Annotated in this window: 20 protein-coding genes; 14 read left to right on the forward strand and 6 right to left on the reverse strand. The window is 61.6% G+C overall.

Going from position 1 to position 20,732, the window contains the following annotated elements:
• The first annotated feature begins 3 nt into the window (after positions 1 to 3).
• The 3 genes from purM (at position 4) to rnd (ending at position 2,891) form a co-directional block, all read left to right on the forward strand.
• Complete coding sequence (purM, locus tag Q0X85_RS09250) at positions 4 to 1,050, forward strand: phosphoribosylformylglycinamidine cyclo-ligase (protein WP_297771583.1); 1,047 nt, start codon at positions 4 to 6, stop codon at positions 1,048 to 1,050.
• Positions 1,047 to 1,640, forward strand: coding sequence for a phosphoribosylglycinamide formyltransferase (gene purN / locus Q0X85_RS09255; RefSeq protein ID WP_297771584.1), 594 nt, complete (start codon positions 1,047 to 1,049; stop codon positions 1,638 to 1,640). Before purM ends, purN begins: the two co-directional genes overlap by 4 nt.
• A 90-nt stretch (positions 1,641 to 1,730) precedes the next feature.
• On the forward strand, positions 1,731 to 2,891 hold the full coding sequence (gene rnd, locus Q0X85_RS09260; RefSeq protein WP_297771585.1) for a ribonuclease D: 1,161 nt from the start codon (positions 1,731 to 1,733) through the stop codon (positions 2,889 to 2,891).
• A gap of 69 nt (positions 2,892 to 2,960) precedes the next feature.
• Here rnd and Q0X85_RS09265 read toward each other — a convergent pair whose 3' ends face one another.
• Positions 2,961 to 3,449: a hypothetical protein gene (locus Q0X85_RS09265; protein ID WP_297771586.1), complete on the reverse strand. Its 489-nt coding sequence runs from the start codon at positions 3,447 to 3,449 to the stop codon at positions 2,961 to 2,963.
• Between the two features lie 159 nt (positions 3,450 to 3,608).
• On the opposite strand from Q0X85_RS09265, the gene Q0X85_RS09270 reads away from it, so the two are divergent.
• On the forward strand, positions 3,609 to 4,019 hold the full coding sequence (locus Q0X85_RS09270) for a SufE family protein (RefSeq protein WP_297771587.1): 411 nt from the start codon (positions 3,609 to 3,611) through the stop codon (positions 4,017 to 4,019).
• 72 nt (positions 4,020 to 4,091) lie between these two features.
• Here Q0X85_RS09270 and Q0X85_RS09275 read toward each other — a convergent pair whose 3' ends face one another.
• Positions 4,092 to 4,730, reverse strand: coding sequence for a DUF1638 domain-containing protein (locus Q0X85_RS09275; RefSeq protein WP_297771790.1), 639 nt, complete (start codon positions 4,728 to 4,730; stop codon positions 4,092 to 4,094).
• A 130-nt stretch (positions 4,731 to 4,860) separates the two neighbouring features.
• Between Q0X85_RS09275 and Q0X85_RS09280 the strand changes: the two genes are divergently transcribed.
• A complete protein-coding gene (locus tag Q0X85_RS09280; protein ID WP_297771588.1) occupies positions 4,861 to 5,358 on the forward strand; it encodes a hypothetical protein in 498 nt (165 codons plus the stop codon).
• 87 nt (positions 5,359 to 5,445) lie between these two features.
• Here Q0X85_RS09280 and Q0X85_RS09285 read toward each other — a convergent pair whose 3' ends face one another.
• The gene (locus tag Q0X85_RS09285) at positions 5,446 to 6,150 is read right to left on the reverse strand and encodes a B12-binding domain-containing protein (RefSeq protein WP_297771589.1); all 705 of its coding nucleotides are present in this window, start codon (positions 6,148 to 6,150) and stop codon (positions 5,446 to 5,448) included.
• Between the two features lie 209 nt (positions 6,151 to 6,359).
• Here Q0X85_RS09285 and Q0X85_RS09290 point away from each other — a divergent pair, with 209 nt between their 5' ends.
• A complete protein-coding gene (locus Q0X85_RS09290) occupies positions 6,360 to 7,445 on the forward strand; it encodes a PA0069 family radical SAM protein (protein WP_297771590.1) in 1,086 nt (361 codons plus the stop codon).
• A 143-nt stretch (positions 7,446 to 7,588) separates the two neighbouring features.
• Positions 7,589 to 9,175: a calcium-binding protein gene (locus Q0X85_RS09295; protein WP_297771591.1), complete on the forward strand. Its 1,587-nt coding sequence runs from the start codon at positions 7,589 to 7,591 to the stop codon at positions 9,173 to 9,175.
• A gap of 311 nt (positions 9,176 to 9,486) precedes the next feature.
• Here Q0X85_RS09295 and bmt read toward each other — a convergent pair whose 3' ends face one another.
• Both bmt and Q0X85_RS09305 read right to left on the reverse strand, forming a co-directional pair.
• On the reverse strand, positions 9,487 to 10,497 hold the full coding sequence (gene bmt / locus Q0X85_RS09300; protein WP_297771592.1) for a betaine--homocysteine S-methyltransferase: 1,011 nt from the start codon (positions 10,495 to 10,497) through the stop codon (positions 9,487 to 9,489).
• A 160-nt stretch (positions 10,498 to 10,657) separates the two neighbouring features.
• Positions 10,658 to 10,972 carry a DUF1476 domain-containing protein gene (locus Q0X85_RS09305; RefSeq protein ID WP_297771593.1) on the reverse strand — a complete coding sequence of 105 codons (315 nt, stop codon included), beginning with the start codon at positions 10,970 to 10,972 and terminating at the stop codon, positions 10,658 to 10,660.
• A 159-nt stretch (positions 10,973 to 11,131) separates the two neighbouring features.
• On the opposite strand from Q0X85_RS09305, the gene purC reads away from it, so the two are divergent.
• From purC to Q0X85_RS09335, 6 genes are all read left to right on the forward strand, one after another.
• Entirely contained in the window at positions 11,132 to 11,893 is a 762-nt protein-coding gene (gene purC, locus Q0X85_RS09310; RefSeq protein ID WP_297771594.1) for a phosphoribosylaminoimidazolesuccinocarboxamide synthase, read from the forward strand.
• A gap of 14 nt (positions 11,894 to 11,907) precedes the next feature.
• Entirely contained in the window at positions 11,908 to 12,147 is a 240-nt protein-coding gene (purS, locus tag Q0X85_RS09315; protein ID WP_297771595.1) for a phosphoribosylformylglycinamidine synthase subunit PurS, read from the forward strand.
• A gap of 403 nt (positions 12,148 to 12,550) precedes the next feature.
• On the forward strand, positions 12,551 to 13,219 hold the full coding sequence (gene purQ / locus Q0X85_RS09320) for a phosphoribosylformylglycinamidine synthase subunit PurQ (RefSeq protein WP_297771596.1): 669 nt from the start codon (positions 12,551 to 12,553) through the stop codon (positions 13,217 to 13,219).
• Between the two features lie 55 nt (positions 13,220 to 13,274).
• Positions 13,275 to 15,035, forward strand: coding sequence for an ATP-binding protein (locus Q0X85_RS09325; protein WP_297771597.1), 1,761 nt, complete (start codon positions 13,275 to 13,277; stop codon positions 15,033 to 15,035).
• A 19-nt stretch (positions 15,036 to 15,054) separates the two neighbouring features.
• Positions 15,055 to 16,377 carry a sigma-54 dependent transcriptional regulator gene (locus Q0X85_RS09330; RefSeq protein WP_297771598.1) on the forward strand — a complete coding sequence of 441 codons (1,323 nt, stop codon included), beginning with the start codon at positions 15,055 to 15,057 and terminating at the stop codon, positions 16,375 to 16,377.
• Between the two features lie 408 nt (positions 16,378 to 16,785).
• Positions 16,786 to 19,560 (forward strand): Rne/Rng family ribonuclease, encoded by a 2,775-nt coding sequence (locus Q0X85_RS09335; RefSeq protein ID WP_297771599.1) that lies wholly within the window; start codon positions 16,786 to 16,788, stop codon positions 19,558 to 19,560.
• Between the two features lie 94 nt (positions 19,561 to 19,654).
• Here the strand turns inward: Q0X85_RS09335 and Q0X85_RS09340 are convergent, their stop codons facing one another.
• On the reverse strand, positions 19,655 to 19,885 hold the full coding sequence (locus tag Q0X85_RS09340) for a sulfurtransferase TusA family protein (RefSeq protein ID WP_297771600.1): 231 nt from the start codon (positions 19,883 to 19,885) through the stop codon (positions 19,655 to 19,657).
• Positions 19,886 to 19,978: 93 nt separating this feature from the next.
• Here Q0X85_RS09340 and Q0X85_RS09345 point away from each other — a divergent pair, with 93 nt between their 5' ends.
• Positions 19,979 to 20,731 carry a cytochrome c biogenesis protein CcdA gene (locus Q0X85_RS09345; RefSeq protein WP_297771791.1) on the forward strand — a complete coding sequence of 251 codons (753 nt, stop codon included), beginning with the start codon at positions 19,979 to 19,981 and terminating at the stop codon, positions 20,729 to 20,731.
• The last annotated feature ends 1 nt before the right edge of the window (position 20,732 follow it).

Below are 20,732 nucleotides of genomic sequence, written 5' to 3' on the forward strand. Positions count from 1 at the left end.
GCCATGAGCGAGCAACGGAACGGGATCACTTATGCGGATGCGGGTGTCGATATCGACGCGGGCAACGCATTGGTCGAGCGGATCAAGCCTGCTGCAAAACGTACCCGGCGGTCCGGGGTCATGTCTGGACTGGGCGGCTTTGGCGGCCTGTTCGATCTCAAGGCGGCCGGTTTTTCCGATCCGGTTCTGGTCGCGGCAACCGATGGCGTGGGCACCAAGCTGCGCATCGCGATCGACACCGGCCATGTCGATGGCGTTGGCGTTGACCTGGTGGCCATGTGCGTCAATGATCTTATTTGCCAAGGTGCCGAGCCTTTGTTTTTCTTGGACTACTTCGCGACTGGCAAGCTGGAGCTAGATCAGGCGACGCGGATCATCGAAGGTATCGCGCGCGGCTGCGAAGGCTCCGGTTGTGCGCTCATCGGCGGTGAGACGGCAGAGATGCCGGGCATGTATCCGGCGGGTGATTTCGATCTGGCGGGTTTTGCCGTGGGCGCGATGGAGCGCGGTACCGAATTGCCCGCAGGCGTGGCCGAGGGCGATGTGCTGTTGGGCCTTGCCTCCGACGGGGTGCATTCCAACGGCTACAGCCTTGTGCGCCGCATCGTCGAGATGTCCGGTCTGACATGGGAGGATGCCTGCCCGTTTGCGGAGGGCAACCTTGGGGCCGCCCTGCTTGCGCCAACGCGCCTTTACGTTCGGCCGGTCCTGAATGCGCTCGGGTTGGGCGGCATTCACGGCCTTGCGCATATCACCGGCGGCGGATTGACCGAGAACCTGCCGCGTGTCTTGCCCGAAGGGTTGGGAGCCGAGATCGACCTTGGGGCATGGACGCTCCCCCCGGTGTTCCGCTGGTTGGCAGAAACCGGCGGGATGCAGGAAGCGGAATTGCTCAAGACGTTCAATGCGGGCATCGGAATGGTTGTTGTCGTCGCCCCAGATCGCGCCGACGCGGTGGCGGCGGCGTTGCAGGATGCAGGCGAAACCGTGTGTCGCTTGGGGCATGTGTCGGCCGGTGACGGTGTTGGGTATACAGGGCGCCTTCTGTGACAAAACAGGTCGCGATATTTCTGTCGGGGGGCGGGTCGAACATGCGTGCACTCGTGGCCAGCATGACGGATGACCACCCGGCGCGGCCAGCTCTTGTGTTATCGAACCGCGCCGATGCGGGTGGCATTCATTGGGCCGCAGGGCAAGGTATCGCGACCGAGGTGGTCGATCATCGGGTCTATGGCTCTGATCGCTCGCGGTTTGAGCATGAGATCGCAGAGCGGATGGTGCCATATGGCATCGACATCATTTGCCTGGCCGGTTTCATGCGGGTGATGACGGCGGGTTTTGTCATGTCCTGGGCGGGGCGGATGATCAATATCCATCCCTCGCTTTTGCCCAAGTATCGCGGGCTTGATACCCATGCCCGCGCACTTGCGGCAGGCGAGACCGAGGCGGGGTGCACCGTGCACGAGGTGACACCGGAGCTGGACGATGGTCCGATCCTCGGGCAGGCGCGGCTGCCGGTGCAGCCGGGGGAAACGCCTGAGACCCTTGCCACACGGGTTCTGGCGCAGGAACATGTGCTTTATCCAAAGGTGCTGCGCCGTTTCGCGGCAGGCGACCGCAGGCCGGTTTATCTGCCCTGAGCCCGGCATTTGCATTCTCTCCTATCTCGTCTATAGCTGGGCTCGGGGGACAGGATCGGCGAAGAAAGACAAGAGCGAAGAATACCCCTTATGAAAACCATCACCACGACCGAAGATCTGGCCGCATTTTGCGATATGGCGCGTTCTCACCCCTATGTGACCGTCGATACCGAGTTTTTGCGCGAGAGAACCTATTATTCCAAGCTCTGTCTGATCCAGTTGGCGGTGCCCGGAAAGGATGACGAAAATGCGGTTCTGGTGGATCCGCTGGCCGGGGACGGTCTGTCGCTGGAGCCGCTTTATGACCTTTTTCGCGACACCTCGGTGGTCAAGGTCTTTCACGCCGCGCGACAGGATCTCGAGATCTTTTTCGTCGATGCGGGGGTAATACCAGAGCCGATGTTCGACACGCAGGTGGCGGCGATGGTCTGTGGCTTCGGAGAGCAGGTGGGCTACGAGACGCTCGTCAAGCGGATCTCGAAACAGAGCCTCGACAAGACATCGCGCTTTACAGATTGGTCGCGCCGTCCGCTGACCGACGCGCAAAAAACATATGCGTTGGCCGATGTGACCCACCTGCGCGGGATATACGAGTTTCTCGCCAAGAAACTGGCGAGCACCGGGCGTGACAAGTGGGTCGCCGAAGAGCTGCGCGTCCTGACCGATCCGGCCACCTATCGCACTGATCCCGAGGAGGCGTGGCGCCGCATCAAGACGCGCAACACATCGCCCAAATTTCTCTCGCTCCTGCGCGAGTTGGCACGGTTCCGCGAAAGCTTTGCGCAAGCGCGCGACATCCCGCGCAGCCGCGTCTACAAGGACGATGCGCTGGTCGAGCTTGCCTCGACCAAACCCGCGACGCTTCAGGATCTGGGCCGCTCACGGCTGTTGCTGCGCGAGGCGCGCAAGGGGGACATTGCGGATGGTATCGTGGCCGCCGTGAAGGCAGGGCTGGATTGCCCCCCGGACCAGATGCCCCGTCCCGCACAAATTGACACCCGCGCACAGGTCAATCCCGCACTCGCAGACCTGTTGCGCGTGTTGCTCAAGGCCAAGAGCGAGAGTTACGGGGTCGCGGCGAAGCTGATTGCAAGTGCCGCCGACCTCGATCAACTGGCATCAGGCGGGCGCGATCTTGCGGCGCTGCGGGGCTGGCGGCTCGACGTGTTCGGGAGCGATGCGCTGCGGCTTTGCAATGGCGAGGTCGGGCTGGCGGTGAAAGGCAACGATGTAGAGACGGTTGATCTGTAAGCGGGCTCACGCGAGGCGCCCGGGACCATCGCGGGTATTTCAACGCGGGCCGACCGTCCGCGTGTCAGGTCAACGGCGGCTGACCTGTGCGTTTCGTGCCCCGACGACACGGACGACGTCCGCCCGGTCCAGCGTTTGCGAGGACACAAAGACCGCTGCCTGAACGGTCCGCGCACGTGCGGCGCCCTGTGGCTCGTCCACGGGCTGGATGGCCATCAGCTTGTATTCAAGCGTGCCATTGACCGGCTCGCCGCCAGTGTCAGAGACCAGCCGAACGTCATAGGCCCCTTGGCGCAGCGTTTGTCCGGAGACGCGGATGATTCCGCCGTCATTCGTGCGCTCCACGACCGTTTCGACGACCTGATCCACGAGCGTGCCCTCGTAAACTTTTTCGCGGTTGCGACGAAAGATGGAATCCTCACGTTCGGGAATCAGCGGATTGCTGTTGTCCGCCGGTGTTTGAGGCACGCGGCGGCGTGAGCGGCTGCGTCCGAACCAATTGCGCGGATTTGCGCGCGACTGACGAAATCCGCCACCGCAACCGGCCAGAACGGACATTGCCGCCATTGAAAGAAAAACCCGCCGCTGCATCTTATGTGTCCCCTCTCGCCGCGCTACCCGCCTACCTTATCCGCCCCGGCTTGAAAAGGTGCAAGCGAGGGGTGGACCTTTTTCAGGACGCACCCTACGTCTGCATCAAGAAATAAGGAGTGCAAGATGGCAACCCAAGCCTTTGAGGAGATTGTCGAGGATTTCGAGTTTCTTGACGATTGGGAAGATCGCTATCGCTATGTGATCGACCGTGGCCGCGCGATGGAGGCACTTGATGATGCGCTCAAGGTGCCGGCGACCAAGGTTGACGGGTGTGCGAGCCAGGTCTGGTTGCATCCGCGTATCGAAGCCGGCGTATTCTCGTTTGACGGCGATAGCGACGCGATGATCGTGCGGGGTCTCATCGCCGTGTTGCGCGCGCTCTACAACGAGGTGCCCGTGGCCGACGTGAGCCGCGTCGATGCCGGCGGCGAGTTGGCCCGCCTCGGACTTGACGAGCACCTTTCCGCGCAACGTTCAAACGGTGTGCGCGCAATGATCGAGCGGATCAGGCTCGTCGCCTCCGAGGCTGCATGACTGGCGCGCGCCGCCCGCGGTTGGGGGCCAGCCCCCAAACCCCCGAGGTATTTCAAGCCAGATGAAAGCCGGTCAGGATTTCAGCGCCTGTTTTTCGAGAGACGTCTTGAGATCCCCGTAGCCGGTAAAGCGATACTCGTAGTCCAGACCGAGCCGAGCGGCACAGTCTTTGGCCTTTGCGCGCAGGTCCGCGTTGTCAGTCTGGGCCTGATACACCAGCTTGGTATAATTGCCGAAGATCATGTCACGCAGTTCAGGGTGCCGGTCGAGGCCCATCGGTTTCCACACGAAGGCATCGAATTGCCGGACCAGAAAATCGGTGAGATAAAAGGCCGTGATCTCGTCGTCATGTGCGGCGAACTCGTCAACGCCTTCGAAGAATGCATAGCAATGCGGGCCCGCCACCATCTCGACGCCGAGGTCTGCGCATTTGGCCTGTAGCTGGCCGCCGGTGCCGCAATCGGCATAGACCACGAAGATGCGGTCATAGTCCGCGCGGTGTGCCGCCACGGCCTTTTCCACCTCTGCGGTGATCTGGTCGGGATAAAGGTGCAGCTTGGCGGGCAGGCATTGCAGGTCCATGTGGTCCCAGCCATTGAGCTGCTTGAGCGCGAGGATTTCATGGGCGAGCGCGCCGCAGGCGATGAGCAGGATGGAGCCGTGCCCCGCGGGGGCGAGCCCCTGCGTGGTCAGCGTGGCCGTGGCGGGCATGCTCTGGTCGTTATCAGTCACGTGCTTTGACCTTTTCGTGTCATGCTTGCAGCATTCATTGCGCATTCGGCGATGAGACGACACCTGCGCGTCACGATCACCGTTTAGCCTCAACCAAGGACATAGCCGAATGACCACGTCAACCGACCATACCCCCGCACTCGCCCCCGGATTTGCCCAGATCCTTGGTCTGATGTTCATCGCCGGCTTTTTCGCGACCGCCGCCTTCGATCTTTGGGGCCAGATTCTGAGCCCCGCGCTCGGTTTTGCCAACCTGTCGCCGCATGGCCTGGCCAAAAGCCTGCTGGGGACGTTCGGCCTGCCCAATGGCGATTTCGCCGGTTATTTCGTGCATTTCTATCTTGTCGGCCTGATCGGGTATCCGGTCGGCTGGCTGTTCATCTTTCGCCCGATCTGGACGCGGGTTCTTGGTCAATCGGCCGGCTGGTTCATCCCGTCGGCCGTCTACGGGTTTGGCCTCTGGGTCTTTGCGATCGGCGGTATCACGGCGATTGCCGGGCTGCCGTTCTTTCTGAATTTCAGCGGCATCACCTGGGTCGCGCTGGTTGGACATGTCCTTTACGGCATCGTCATGGTGGCGGTCATGCGTCTGGTTTCGGCGCGTTGATTGCACCTGCGCCTGAAACGAAAACGTGCTTGCCGAGCGGATCGGCAAGCACGTCGCGCCTCAGGCATGAGGGCAGATGGTCCGGGCTTACCCGGCGGCCAGCTTGTTGTGCTTGCGCGCCATGTAGTCCTTGGCGGTCTCCACCGCGACGGCGGCATCGCGGCAATAGGCGTCGGCACCGATGGCGCGGCCGAATTCCTCGTTCAGCGGTGCGCCGCCGACGAGAACGACGTAGTCATCGCGCTTGCCCTGTTCAATCAGCGTGTCGATCACGACCTTCATGTAGGGCATCGTTGTGGTCAGCAGGGCGGACATGCCGAGGATGTCGGGCTCTTCGGTTTCCAGCGCCTCGAGATAGTTCTCGACCGGGTTGTTGATCCCGAGATCGACCACTTCGAAGCCCGCGCCCTCCATCATCATCGACACGAGGTTCTTGCCGATGTCGTGGATGTCGCCCTTGACCGTGCCGATCACCATCTTGCCGACGCGCGGCGCGCCGGTCTCGGCCAAGAGCGGCTTGAGGATGGCCATGCCGCCCTTCATCGCGTTGGCCGCCAGCAGCACCTCGGGGACGAAAAGGATGCCGTCGCGGAAATCCTTGCCTACGATGGTCATGCCGCCCACCAGCGCCTCGGTCAGGATCTGGTAGGGCTGCCAGCCGCGCTCCAGCAGGATGTTGACGCCTTCCTCAATCTCTTCCTTGAGGCCGTCGTAAAGGTCGTCGAACATCTGCTGGACAAGTTCTTCGTCGTCCAGTTCCGAGAGGATGATGTCGTCTTCTTCGTCAGACATGGGAAAATCCTTGCTTGCTCTGCGCGCGCGCATCGTTGTTAAGTCTGGCGCAGCTTTCGTCAATTTGTCGCATCGCCACTTTCCGAATTGCGACGCTGGTCGCGCCGCAACCGACCTATAGTCGGGATTTGCGCGCGATTTGACTGAATTATCGGCATGACGATTATCGTGTTGTTGCATATGTTCCCTTTATGTTCCATATTTTGTGCATGACCCATGACCCGAGTCTGCCCCATGATCTGCGCCCGAGGGCGCGCGGTGCCGCGAGCAACACGGCGGGTCGCTTCGAGGCGCAGGGCGTGCGGTATGAAGCGGATGGCTGGGAGTGCGACGAGGGGGAGCGTGTGCTGCGCACGCATGTCTCCGAAGAGCGGCCGCGCCGGATCATCAGCTACAACCGCTCGCCCGATCTGCCGTTTGACCGGTCGATCAACCCCTATCGCGGCTGTGAACATGGCTGTGTCTACTGTTTCGCGCGGCCCAGCCATGCGTATCTGGGGCTGTCGCCGGGGCTTGATTTCGAGACCCGGCTGATCGCGCGGCCCGAGGCCCCTGCGCGGCTGGAGGCGGAGCTGCGCGCGCGCAGCTACCGGGTGGCGCCGATCGCCATCGGCACCAACACCGATCCCTATCAGCCGGTGGAGCGGGAGTTTGCGATCACCCGGCGCTGTCTGGAGGTGCTGTCACGGTTCAACCATCCGGTGGCGGTCGTGACCAAGGGCACGCTGATCGAGCGGGATCTGGATATCCTGTCGGATATGGCGGCGCGGGGGCTGGCGAAGGTGGGGATTTCGGTGACGACACTGGATGACCGGCTGGCGCGGCTATTAGAGCCGCGCGCGCCGTCGCCCACGCGGCGTCTGGCGGTGATCCGGCGGCTGAGCGCGGCCGGAGTGCCGGTGCGGGTGATGGTGTCGCCGGTCATTCCCGGGCTGAGCGATCACGAGATCGAGGCGATCTTGGAGGCCGCGAAAGACGCCGGGGCGGGGGCCGCAAGCTGGATCATGCTGCGCCTGCCGCGCGAGGTGTCGGGGCTGTTCCGGGAATGGCTCGCCATCCATTACCCGGACCGCGCGGGCCGGGTGATGAACCGGCTGCGCGAGATGCATGGCGGCAAGGACTATTCAGCCGACTGGCATCGGCGAATGCGCGGGGAGGGGGTGTTCGCGCGGATGATTGCCCGGCGTTTTGATCTGGCGGCGCGGCGCACGGGGCTCGATGTGGGGTCCGCGGATCTGCGGCGCGACCTCTTTCATGTTCCCTTCGAGACGGGTGATCAGCTGTCGCTGCTGTAATGCGATCAAGGTGCAGTTGGGAAAATAATTTAATTAAATCAAATCTCTGATCTCAGGTCAGCGAATTTTTTAGCCGGGCAACGAAACTCCTTCAGCTTTTGTCGCGTGACTGGTGTCGCGTAACACTAATTGGAGGAACTATAATGGCACATCTCGGAAACGACTTTTCATCATATGACGCCTTCCTGAATCTGGCCGACTCCGTCTTCAGCGTTGACTTGGCAACACTCAACAATTCGGGTGTGACAGGGGGTGCTCTGGTGGCGGTCGGCCCAACCGAGGAGAGTGGCGCGCGTTATGTGAACATCGCTATCTCGGTAGAGGGTATGGAGCCAAATCAACCCGTTCCACAGCACATCCACGGTTTGTTTGACATGGAGGGCAATCCGGCGGATTCGAAAACCCCCGATATCAGCGCGGATGCGGACCGTGACGGAGTGGTCGAGGTGCTCGAAGGATTGCCAAACTATGGCGACATTATTTTGACGCTCACCGACTCCGAGGGCAACGCGCCCATGACCGACGAGGATGGCAAGTTCACCTATGTGCAGAATTTCGACCTCAATGATGCGTCGAATTTCTTTAGCCCGGTCAGCATGACAGATTACGAGGGTGCGGACCTCTTGCCGCTCAACCTGCGTGAAATCGTCTTGCATGGTGTGTCGGTGCCCAGTGGGGTCGGGGCCGGAACCGAAGGCGAAGTCAATGGTGAGCAGGATGGTTTTGTCCCGATCCTGCCTGCTGCGGCGGGAGAGATCGAGCAAACCACGCTTGAGAACGCGCGTGACATTCTGGAAGACCTGAGCGCGCGCGCCGGTGAAACCGTGATGCTGGGCGATGGTGGCGAGACAGCCTTGGGCGGTATCGGATCGGATGCGATCCGGGGCGGCGCGGGCGATGACCGCCTCGACGGTGCCTCGGGCAACGACGTCCTGAACGGTGGTGATGGCAATGACGCCTTGCTTGGCCGCGTTGGCGACGACGTTATTTTCGGCGGGGCAGGGGATGACAATATCGCCGCCTCTGATGGGAATGACGAGGCATCGGGCGGTGCCGGGAACGACCAGATCGGTGGTGGCCTTGGCAATGACGTGCTGTCTGGTGACGGCGGCGACGACATGATGGGCGGCGGCGTTGGAGACGACACTCTTGACGGCGGGGCCGGAGACGATGTTGTCAACGGCGGCGATGGCGCCGATGACGTGCAGGGCGCCGCAGGTGCTGACACGATGGGCGGCGGCAACGGTGACGATGCGGTGCGCGGCGGTGCAGACGATGACAGTCTTGGCGGCGGCGGCGGTAACGACACTGTCGAAGGCGGCGCCGGGGATGACATGATCGGTGCCGGTGTCGGTGATGACCATGCGTCCGGTGGCGACGGTAACGATTTTGTCGCGGGCGGCGCGGGCGCCGACATGCTGCATGGCAATGATGGCGACGACCGTTTGAATGGCGGTAGCGGCGACGACGTGATGTCAGGCGGTCGCGGGACGGATGTCTTTGTCTTCAACGAGATCAATGACGGTGAGACCGATGTCATCACGGATTTCGTGGCAGGGGATGAAACGCTTGTCTTGCGTGGTGTGACCGGCGGGTTCGATGCGTTGCAGATTTCCGATGCCGGCTCGGATGGTGTGACGACGGCGCAAGTCGATGTCGATGGGCACACGATCCTGCTGGAAGGCGTGGCGTCAGAGAGCCTGACCGACGCCGATTTCATGTTCGCCTGATGGCGCGGCGAGGGCGGGCGCATGGCGTCCGCCCTCGCGACCGCACTTTAAAGCAATTTCAGAAAAAGTTGATAGACTTTTTCGGTTTGAAATTGCGCAAAAACAACGAATTACAGCGTTACGACTGTTTCAAGGAAAAGTCGAAACGCTGTAATCGGAAAAGGCCGCAGCGCATTTGGAGCAGCGGCCTTTTTTGTACCGATCTGTCGTGGATGACGTGCCGGAATGGCGCCGTTCACTCCGCGTACTTAGTTCGCGTCACGCTGAGAGGGTCATCATCACCTGTGTTGCCGTCCGGTGTCTGGGGCCGATCAGGCCCGTCTGCGGCGTGTTCTGCGCGGTGCCGGCGCATCGTCCCCGGTGCCGTCGACTGCGGAGGAAAACGCCCCCAAGGCATCGGTGATCTGATCGAGGCTCGGGCGCGGGCCCTTGGGCTGCTCCTCCAGTGCTGCGCGCATCTTGGAGAGGTGCTCGGGCATGGTGCCACAGCACCCGCCGATGATCGTGGCCCCTGCGTCGCGTGCGAGAACCGCGTATTCCGCCATCAGATCGGGCGTCCCGTCGTAGTGGATATGTCCGTCGTGATACTTGGGGATGCCCGCGTTGCCCTTGGCGATGATCGGCCGCTCCGTACCCTGCGCGACAAATCCAAGGACAGTGCGCAAGAGATCCGAGGCGCCCACGCCGCAATTGGCACCAAAGGCCAGCGGGGGATTGCCCAGCTTTTCCACCATCGTCGCCATGTCGGCGGAGGTGAGGCCCATCATCGTGCGGCCCGCCGTATCAAAGCTCATGGTGCCGCACCACGGCATGTCGGCCAGCTTGAATGCCTCGGCCGCGGCCTTGTATTCTTCTTGAGCGGAGATTGTCTCGAGCCAGAGCACGTCGGCCCCGCCTTCCTTGAGCCCCTCGGCCTGCTCGTGAAAGATCTCGACGGCCAGCTCATGTGTCAGCGCACCCATCGGGGCCATGATCTCGCCTGTCGGCCCAACAGATCCCGCAACGATCACCGGGCGGTCGTAGCGATCCGCCACCTCGCGACCGATTTCGGCGGAAATACGCGACAATTCGCGTGCGCGCTTTTGTGCACCATGCAATTTCAGACGTGCCGCGTTGCCACCAAAGGAATTGGTGAGAAACAGATCGCTGCCCGCATCCACCGCCTCGCGGTAGAGCCGTTCGATGCGCTCGGGGTGCTGCTCGTTCCACATCTCGGGCGCGTCCCCCGATTGCAGACCCATGTTGAACAAATTCGTGCCCGTAGCACCGTCGGCAAGGATCCAGTCACGCGAGGCCATGAGTTTGGTGAGGGCGTTGGTCATTGCTCTTTATTCCACATTTGTGAGCGCGCAGATGTCGCACCTGTTGCTGCGCTACGCAAACTCATAATTTTCATGCAAATGATGAGGCGCGTTTGTTTTGGCCGCGCGCTACGCGGAAAGGGCACGCAGCGGCGCGCCCAGTCGCCAGGGCCGAATCGGATCAGAGCTCTTTGACGAGCTGATCCTTGGCGATCTTGAGAAGTTCTGCCATCTTGGCGCGGATCGTGTCGGCGTCAGCGATGTCGCCAAGATCGCCCGCGACCTTGCGCACCACGTCCTCGTGACCGGCTTCTTCGAAATCGGCCTTAACGACCTCGCGGGCATAGGCATCGGCGTCCTCGCCTGCCTTGCCCATCAATTCGGCCGCCCAAAGGCCCAAAAGCTTGTTGCGCCGCGCCTCGGCACGGAACTTCATTTCCTCGTCATGGGCGAATTTGTTCTCGAATGCGCTCTCGCGGTCGTCAAAGGTGGTCATCGGCCGGTCCCCTTGCATGCGTTGCCGTTGCACCCGATATGCAATCTGTCGAACGAAAGGGCAAGGCCCAACGCCATCTTGCGACGTGTTGGCCCATGCACTATGAGAGCGCATCGGCATGGGCGGACCCACGCCCTCACCCTCAGCGACGGAGTTATCATGGCGCGGCGCAAGAAAATTTACGAAGGCAAGGCCAAGACGCTCTATGAAGGGCCCGAGCCGGGCACGATCATCCAGTATTTCAAGGATGACGCCACGGCATTCAATGCCGAGAAGAAGGCCACCATCGAGGGCAAGGGCGTGCTCAACAACATGCTCTCGGAATATTTCATGACCGGGCTCAACAATATCGGAGTGCCGACGCATTTCATCAAGCGGGTGAACATGCGCGAACAGCTGGTGCGCGCTTGTGAAATCGTGCCGCTCGAGGTGATCGTGCGCAACTATGCCGCCGGGTCCATGGCCAAGCGGCTCGGCATCGAGGAGGGCACGCAACTGCCACGCCCGATCGTCGAATACTGCCTCAAGGACGACAAGCTGGGTGATCCGCTCGTGACCGAAGAGCATATCGCCGCCTTCGGCTGGGCCAGCCAGCAGGACATGGACGACATTCTCAGCCTTGCGCTGCGGGTCAACGATTTCATGGCCGGTGTGATGTTCGGCGTGGGCATCAAGCTCGTCGATTTCAAGATCGAGGTGGGCCGTGTTTATGACGGTGATTTCCAACGCCTGATCGTGGCCGATGAGATCAGCCCCGACAGCTGCCGGTTGTGGGATATCGAAACCGGGCAGAAACTCGACAAGGACGTGTTTCGCCGTGACCTTGGGTCGCTTACGGATGCCTATACCGAGGTCGCGACCCGTCTGGGCGTCATGCCCAAGTCGAACACCCATGTCACCCGCCCGACGCTGATCAACTGAAAGGGACCAGACCGATGAAGGCACGCGTGCATGTCATGCTGAAAAACGGCGTTCTAGATCCTCAGGGCGAGGCGGTGCACCACGCGCTCGGATCGCTCGGGTTTTCAGGCGTAGAAGGGGTGCGGCAGGGCAAGGTGATCGAGCTTGAACTCGCGGAAACGGATGAGGCCAAGGCGGAGGCCGTCGTTACCGAAATGTGTGAGAAGCTGCTCGCCAATACCGTGATCGAGAGTTACACGGTGGAGCTGGCCTGAGAGGCGGTCGCAGGTCTTGCGGCTGGTGTCGCGACTGGCCTTGAGCTGCGTTGGCGGTTTCAGAGACAAGCCGCGCGGTGCCTGACCGCCGGGTGGGCGCAGAAACCTCGGTGGACCGCACTTTATGCCAGCCAAACACGTCCGTATTTTCAATGGCTTGAAACTTTGCAAAAGCGCCCGCCCGAGGGGGCGGTCGGGCGCTGCGCGGCGGTGCCTGCGGCACCTTGATTCCGCGCATTTGTGCTGAACTCTAACCTCCACCCCATGCCATTCGAAACGCGTGCCCCTCGCGTGATCTCCCTTGGAAAAGACGCGCCCGCAGGCCCGTGCGCCGCACCACGCATGGACAAGCCCGCGCCGCCGCGCTAGAGCATCGCCACAGCACCAAGAGAGGGTCCTTGCCATGCATGCCGCCGTCATCGTCTTCCCCGGCTCCAATTGCGACCGCGACCTTGCCGTGGCGTTCGAACGCGCGGGCGCGCGGGTCTCGATGGTCTGGCATAAGGACACATCGCTTCCCGACGACGTCGATATCATCGGCGTGCCGGGGGGCTTTTCCTATGGTGATTATCTGCGCTGCGGCGCGATCGCCGCCAATTCGCCGATCTGCCGGTCGGTCATGGCCCATGCCGACAAGGGCGGCTACGTCCTCGGGGTCTGCAACGGTTTTCAAATCCTGACCGAGACCGGCATCCTGCCCGGCGCGCTGTTGCGCAATGCGGGGCTGAAATATGTGTGCAAGCCGGTGGACCTGCATGTCACCACCAATCAGAGCGCGTTCACCCAAAGCTACAAGGACGGCAACACCATCACCGTGCCAGTGGCCCACCATGACGGTAATTACTTTGCCGACGAGGCCACGCTCGACCGTCTGGCAGGCGAGGATCGCATCGCCTTCACCTATGCTGCAAACCCCAATGGATCGGCCCGCGACATTGCCGGGATCCTCTCGGAGAACCGCCGCGTGCTCGGCATGATGCCGCATCCCGAACGCATGGCCGAGCCCTTGCATGGCGGCACCGACGGGGCGGCGATGTTCGAAGGGTTGGTGCAAGAGCTTGCCGACGCGTGAGGGCGGGGCACGCTGAAGGCTTGAGGGCTGGGGCCGGTCGGCCTAAACTCTGATAATGAGCCTGACCACGACACAGCCCAACGCCCCGCGCATGCGCACCATATCATGGCGTGCGAGGCTTTTGCTGGTCTTGCTCTTCATCATCGCGGTGGTCGTCGTTGTCACGACGCACCGCCTGCTGACAGACAGATTTACAGAAAATACCCGAAACCGGGCTGAATTGCGTCTCGTTTTATATTCCGGCAACCTGCTGTCGGAACTCAGGCAGAATGCCATCGTTCCCCAGCTCCTTGCGCGTGATCCGGCACTGATTTCGGCGCTCAACACGCAAGACTATGCGCAATCCACACAGCGGTTGATTTCGTTTGTCGAAGAGATCGGGGCGGCCGCGCTGACGCTGCTCGACAAGGATGGACGCGCGGTTGCGGCAACAGAGCGCGTGCGCCTCGGGGAGACCCATAAACAGGCGGCGTACTTTGTTGACGCACTGCGCTCGCGGGATACGGTATTCTCGGTTTTGCGGCAGGATACCGGGCAATTCAACTTTTACTACTCGCGACGGATCGAGACGCAGAACGGCGTGTTGGGGGTTATCCTGGTCGAGGTCGACCTGCGCAAATATGAAAGAGCCTGGGCAGGGATATCGGATGCCGTCATGGTCACCGATACCGAAGGGCGGATCATCCTCGCGACAGAGCCGCGCTGGCGTGGTCTGACCGAGACCGAGGCGCTGGCCCGTGAGCCCGCGAGCAGTGCCATTCAGCGCGCGCTACAGGCCACCTCGGACTGGACCGCGCTTCCGGCGGATGCCTATGTGCGCGGTGAGGCGGTGATGCGGGTCGAGGGCCGGGTGGCGTTCCGTGGCTGGCGTATTGCAAGCTTCACGACCTACACGGCGGTGCGCGACAAGGTAAACGGTTACCTTGCTCTGGAGATCATGGGATTCGCGATTCTTCTGGCGCTTGCGTTCTACTTCCTCAACCGCAAAGCGGCGCTGCGCATGGCGCTTTTCCAGCGTGAGTCGGCAGAGCTTCGCGCATTGAACGCCCGGTTGCAGCGGGAAATCGCCGAGCGCAGGCGAGTGCAGGAGAACCTCGCGCAGGCCGAACAGACCATTCAGCAAAGCTCCAAGCTGGCGGTTCTGGGCGAGATGTCGGCGGCTGTTTCCCACGAGTTGAATCAGCCGCTTGCGGCGATGAAAACCTATCTTGCGGGCGCGCGGCTTCTGCTGTCCCGCAACCGGCCTGACGAGGCGCTCTCGGCGTTTCAGCGGATCGACGATCTGATCGAGCGGATGGGCGCCATCACCAAGCAGCTCAAATCCTATGCGCGCCACTCGGGCGATACGTTTTCGCCTGTAAACATGGGCGATGCCGTCGCCTCGGCGTTGGCGATGATGGAGCCGCAATTGCGTCAGCGCAAAGTCACGATCACGCGCACGCTGCCAGCCGAGCCCGTCATGATCATGGGCGACCGGGTCCGCGTGGAGCAGGTGATCATCAATCTCCTGCGCAACGCCATCGACGCGACCGAGACAGTGGCGGATGCCAATATCGACATCCTTCTGGCGGCAGGCGAGACGGCGGTCCTGACGGTGCGCGACAACGGGCACGGTATTGGCGATTTCAAGAACCTGTTCGAGCCGTTCTACACCACCAAGCAACCCGGGGATGGCGTCGGTCTGGGGCTTGCCATTTCCTCGGGGATCGTGAACGACCTTGGCGGACGTCTCATGGCGCGCAATGCGCCCGATGGGGGGGCTGTATTCGAGATGCAGCTTCCCATATTGCCAGAAGAGACCCGTGCAGCGGAGTGATAACAAGATGCCATCAGCCATGAAAATCGCCATCGTCGACGATGAGAAAGACATGCGCCAGTCGATCAGCCAGTGGCTGGCACTGTCGGGCTATGAAACCGAGGCGTTTCCCTCGGCCGAGGATGCGCTAAAGGCCCTGGGCCAGGACTATCCCGGCATTGTCGTGACCGACATCAAGATGCCGGGCATGGATGGCATGCAGTTTCTCAAGAAACTGATGGGCGCTGATAGTTCGCTTCCCGTGATCATGATCACCGGGCATGGCGACGTTCCGATGGCGGTCGAGGCGATGCGCATTGGCGCATTCGACTTTCTGGAAAAGCCGTTCAATCCGGATCGCATGACCGAGCTGGCCAAAAAGGCGGCGCATGCGAGGCGCATGACGCTCGATGCGCGCGCGCTGCGCAAGGAGCTGTCCGATGGCGGCCAGCTGATGAAAAAGCTGATTGGCACCAGCCCGGCGATGGAGCGTCTGCGCGAGGACATTCTGGATCTCGGGCAGGCGGATGGCCATGTGCTGATCGAGGGCGAGACCGGTACCGGCAAGACGCTCGTGGCGCATGCGCTGCATGCGGCGGGCGCACGGGCCGGCAAGCGCTTTGTCTCGATTGCCTGCGAGGCCCATGATGAGGATGCTCTCATCAAGCGGCTGTTCGGTCCGATGCAGCCCGAGGACAGCCGTCTGCCGGCGGTCGAGGAGGCGCGCGGCGGCACGCTCGTGCTCGAAGATATCGAGGCGCTGAGCGAGGCGGCACAAGCCCGTCTGCTGACCTTCGTGAATTCCGAGGGAAGCCCGCCAGAGACCCGCATCGTTGCCATCTCCAATATGCAGAACGAGGGACATACCTGCGAGGATGCGCTACGCTCCGATCTGTTTTACCGGTTGGCCAGCCTGCGTATCACCGTGCCGCCGCTGCGTAGCCGTGGCGAGGATATCCTGACGCTGTTCACCAGGTTTACCGAGCAATTTGCGGATGACTACGGCTGTGACGCGCCCCCGGTCAGCGCACAGGAGGCGACGCAGTTGTTGCAGGCCCCTTGGCCGGGCAATGTGCGGCAGCTTTTCAACATGGCGGAGCGCGCGGTGCTTCAGGCCCGTCGTGGCTCAGGGACGATCACATCGCTTCTGATGTCCGATCATCAGGATATGCAGCCGGTCATGACCACCGAGGGCAAGCCGCTCAAGGAATACGTCGAGGCGTTCGAGCGGATGCTCATCGACAACACGATGCGTCGCCACAAGGGGTCCATTGCCGCTGTAATGGATGAACTGTGCCTGCCGCGTCGCACATTGAACGAGAAAATGGCCAAATATGCGCTTCAAAGGTCTGACTATCTTTGAGGCACATGGCGGCCAATTTCATTTTGACCATTGTCATTGGCGCGTCGGACGCTTTAGTGTGATCTCATGGAAAAGGGATGGAACCGTCCCGCACCAAAAGAGATTCGCTGTTTCAGACTTCGGTCAGGATGATATCCGACACGGCTGAACAGACCGATTGGACCCCGCTCAAAGGGGGCCGCATACAAGCCTGCGCCCTGTCAACCGACGCTCAGGCCCTGAATTGGTACCGCTTTCGCGGCACCGGAGAAGAAGAACCGCGATGAAGCGCGCGAGACAACACAACGTCAGAGCAGGGGCCGCAACCGGCACCCATTGCTGTGCGCCCGCCATCGCCCTTATCAGACATTTGCCGCAACGCGCCGCTCCCCCGGGGCCGGCTGCCGCGCCGCGATGCAATCGGAAAACATGGCTAAGAAAATGCTCATCGATGCCACCCACGCGGAAGAGACCCGCGTCGTGGTGGTTGACGGAAACAAGGTCGAGGAATTCGACTTCGAATCCGAGAACAAGCGCCAGCTCGCTGGCAACATCTACCTCGCCAAGGTAACGCGGGTCGAACCGTCTCTGCAGGCGGCATTTGTGGATTATGGCGGAAACCGCCACGGCTTCCTCGCCTTTTCGGAAATACACCCCGATTACTATCAGATCCCGGTCGCCGATCGCGAAGCGTTGATGGCCGAAGAAGAAGCTTTTGCCGAAGCGCAAAAGGACGAGGACGAAAAGCCCAAGCGCAAACCGTCTCGGTCTCGCTCGCGTTCGCGGTCCAAGACGCAGGCAGAAAAGACCAACTCTGATGATGCGGTGGCCAGCACTGACATTTCAGGGATGGAAACCATTGACCTCGATACGGACGACGATGAACGCTCCGATACCGATGTGACGCCTGACGAGGGGTCGTCGCCGATGGAGCGCGTTTCCGAAACACCTGTTGAGGAACCGGTCGAAGATACGGCCGAGCGTGCGGCCCCTGATGTGGGCGGTGACTCCGGGACGGCAGCCGAGGCAAGCCCTGCGGAGTCCGAGGAGGAAGATGCCGAGACCTCTACGCGCGACCATTCCACGCATGACGACAGCATCGAATCGGTCGCCGATGAGGACGATAGCGAAGATATTCGCCCGGTCCGCAAACCCCGCCCGCGCCGCTACAAGATCCAGGAAGTCATCAAAGTCCGACAGATCCTGTTGGTGCAGGTCGTCAAGGAAGAGCGCGGCAACAAGGGCGCGGCGCTCACCACGTATCTTTCTCTGGCGGGCCGGTATTGTGTTCTCATGCCCAACACGGCGCGTGGTGGTGGCATCAGCCGCAAGATCACCAACGCCGCCGACCGCAAGAAGCTCAAGGAAATCGCCAGCGAGATCGACGTGCCGCGCGGTGCCGGGCTTATTGTGCGCACGGCGGGGGCCAAGCGGACCAAGGCCGAGATCAAGCGCGATTACGAATATTTGCAGCGCCTGTGGGAGCAGATCCGCGAACTCACGCTGAAATCCATCGCGCCGGCAAAAATCTACGAAGAAGGTGATCTTATCAAACGTTCGATTCGTGACCTCTACAATCGCGAGATCGACGAGGTTCTGGTCGAGGGCGAGCGGGGGTATCGCATCGCCAAGGACTTCATGAAGATGATCATGCCGTCCCATGCCAAGAACGTGAAGCATTACGTCGATCAACAGCCGCTCTTCGCCCGCCATCAGGTCGAAAGTTACCTCAGTGGCATGTTCAATCCGACGGTACAGCTCAAATCCGGCGGTTATATCGTGATCGGCGTGACCGAAGCGCTTGTTGCCATCGACGTCAACTCCGGCCGTGCCACCAAGGAAGGTTCGATCGAGGAAACCGCGACCAAGACCAACCTCGAGGCCGCCGACGAGGTCGCCCGCCAGTTGCGCCTGCGCGACCTTGCCGGGCTGATCGTGATCGACTTTATCGACATGGACGAACGGCGCAATAATGCCGCTGTCGAAAAGCGGATGAAGGAGCGCCTCAAGACCGATCGCGCCCGCATCCAGGTGGGCCGCATATCGGGTTTTGGCCTGATGGAGATGTCGCGCCAACGCCTGCGCCCCGGTATGATCGAGGCGACGACGCAGCCATGCCCGGCGTGCCATGGCACCGGCCTGATCCGCTCGGATGACAACCTTGCGCTGTCGATCCTGCGCCAGATCGAAGAAGAAGGCGTGCGTCGCCGCTCGCGCGAAGTGCTTCTCAAATGTCCGGTTGGCATCGCCAACTACCTCATGAACCAAAAACGCGAGCACGTGGCCCAAATCGAGGCGCGCTATGGTCTTTCGGTTCGGATCGAAGGCGATCACACGCTGGTCAGCCCCGATTTCACGATGGAGAAATTCAAGACCGCGACCCGCAATGTCCCCGAGGCTCCGCCAGCGCAATTCGTATCGGCCAGTTCGACACTGATGAGCGATATCGACGACGAGAGCGACGCCGACAGCGAACAGGACGAGGCGTCGGAGGCCCCGGCCGCGTCGGAGACTGGCGGAGATGGGCAGGACAAGCCCAAGAAAAGCCGTCGCCGTCGCAGCCGTCGGCGCAAGCCCAAATCGGGCGGTAACGGGGCTGATGGAAACGGCTCTGAAGAGAATAATGGCGCTGAGGGCAACGGTGATGCGCAAGAGAATGCGCCCAAGACCGAAGTGAGCGCCGAGGCCGATTCGCCCGAGGCCAACGCTGTCACGGAAGAGCCGAAAGCCGAAGAACAGCCCAAGCCCAAGCCCAAGCGCACCCGTGCGCCGCGCAAGAAGAAAGAGCCGGAATTGGCCGAGGCCGAGCCCAAGGCGGAGGCCGACGAGGCCAAGGCCGAGGAGAAACCCAAGCCCAAGCGCACCCGCGCGCCGCGCAAGAAGAAAGAGCCGGACGCGGCTGAGGCCGCCCCCACCGAGGCCGCCCCCACCGAGGCCGCAGCCACAGAGGACACGACCACTGAGCCGGTCAAGGAGGAGACGGTCACCTCCGATCCGATGCCGGCCGAGCAGAGCGCGCCGCCCGCGACAGAAGAGCCCACGCCGTCTCGGGAGAGCGAGGACGCGACCGAACTTGCGCCCGCGCCGGTCGCCGAGACACCCCCGGAGTCGGCCCCGGCACCAACGCCGGAACCTGCTGCCGAGGCTCCCGAAAGTGAACCCGTGAGCAAGCCCAAGCGTCGTGGCTGGTGGTCTCTGGGGTAAGCGTCTCGCGCACGCGTCCTTCTGAGGCGCGTGACCACAAGACCCAGATCACCGCGTGCCGCAATCCGGCGCGCGGTGATTTCTTTTGGTGGTCTTATACGGTTCGGCGGATCACATAGGTTTGAATGCCGTTGGCCTCGGTCGCCGAGAGCAATTCCTGCCCCGCTTCAGCGCAGAAATGCGGCACGTCAATCACGGCTGCCGGATCATCGGCCTGAACCGTTATAGTCTCGCCAATACTCAACGACTTCAACCGCTTGCGCAGCTTGAGGACGGGGAGGGGGCACAGCAGGCCGCAGGCATCCAGAGTGTCATTCGGGGTCATGTTGCGTGAGATAGCGGCCTTGTGACCACCTGTCCACAGGGATGTGACGCATTGCCGGGTGACGAGGCCCGTCATCCGGGCTATGTCTGCGCAATGTTCGGAATCGAAATCATAGACGCCACACTGCTGCCCGCCATGTTTGTGGCTTTGGCAGCCGGGATCATCTCATTTCTCAGCCCCTGTGTGTTACCGATTGTGCCACCCTATCTGGCGTATATGAGCGGTGTCAGCCTGAATGATCTGTCCGATGATGCATCCAGCCGGGGGCGTGCGATCGTACCCGCCCTGTTTTTTGTTCTCGGCCTGTCGACGGTGTTTCTCTTTCTTGGCTTCACGGCATCGGCCATCGGCACGGTGTTCCTGCAATATCAAAGCTGGTTCAATACCATTGCGGGCGTTCTTGTGATGGCGTTCGGGGCGCATTTTGTCGGTGTCTACCGGATTGGCTTTCTGGATCGCGAAGCGCGTCTCGATGCCGGGGATCGGGGGGGGTCGTCTTTTGGTGCCTATATTCTCGGTCTCGCCTTTGCATTCGGCTGGACGCCCTGCATCGGCCCGCAACTGGGCGCTATCCTGTCGCTTGCGGCCTCCGAGGCGAATGTAACGCGTGGCACAACGCTTCTGGCGGTCTATGCAATCGGTCTTGGTGTTCCATTCCTCCTCGTCGCCGCCTTCTTGCCGCGTCTGACCGGGCTTATGGGCTGGATGAAACGCCATATGGAGCAGATCGAGCGGGTGATGGGCCTGCTTTTGTGGACCATTGGCTTGTTGATGCTGACCGGCGGGTTTTCGGCCTTTTCCTTCTGGCTGCTGGAGACGTTCCCGGCCCTCGCCGTGCTCGGATAAC

The organism is uncultured Roseovarius sp. (assembly GCF_947259555.1).
Taxonomy (GTDB): domain Bacteria; phylum Pseudomonadota; class Alphaproteobacteria; order Rhodobacterales; family Rhodobacteraceae; genus Roseovarius.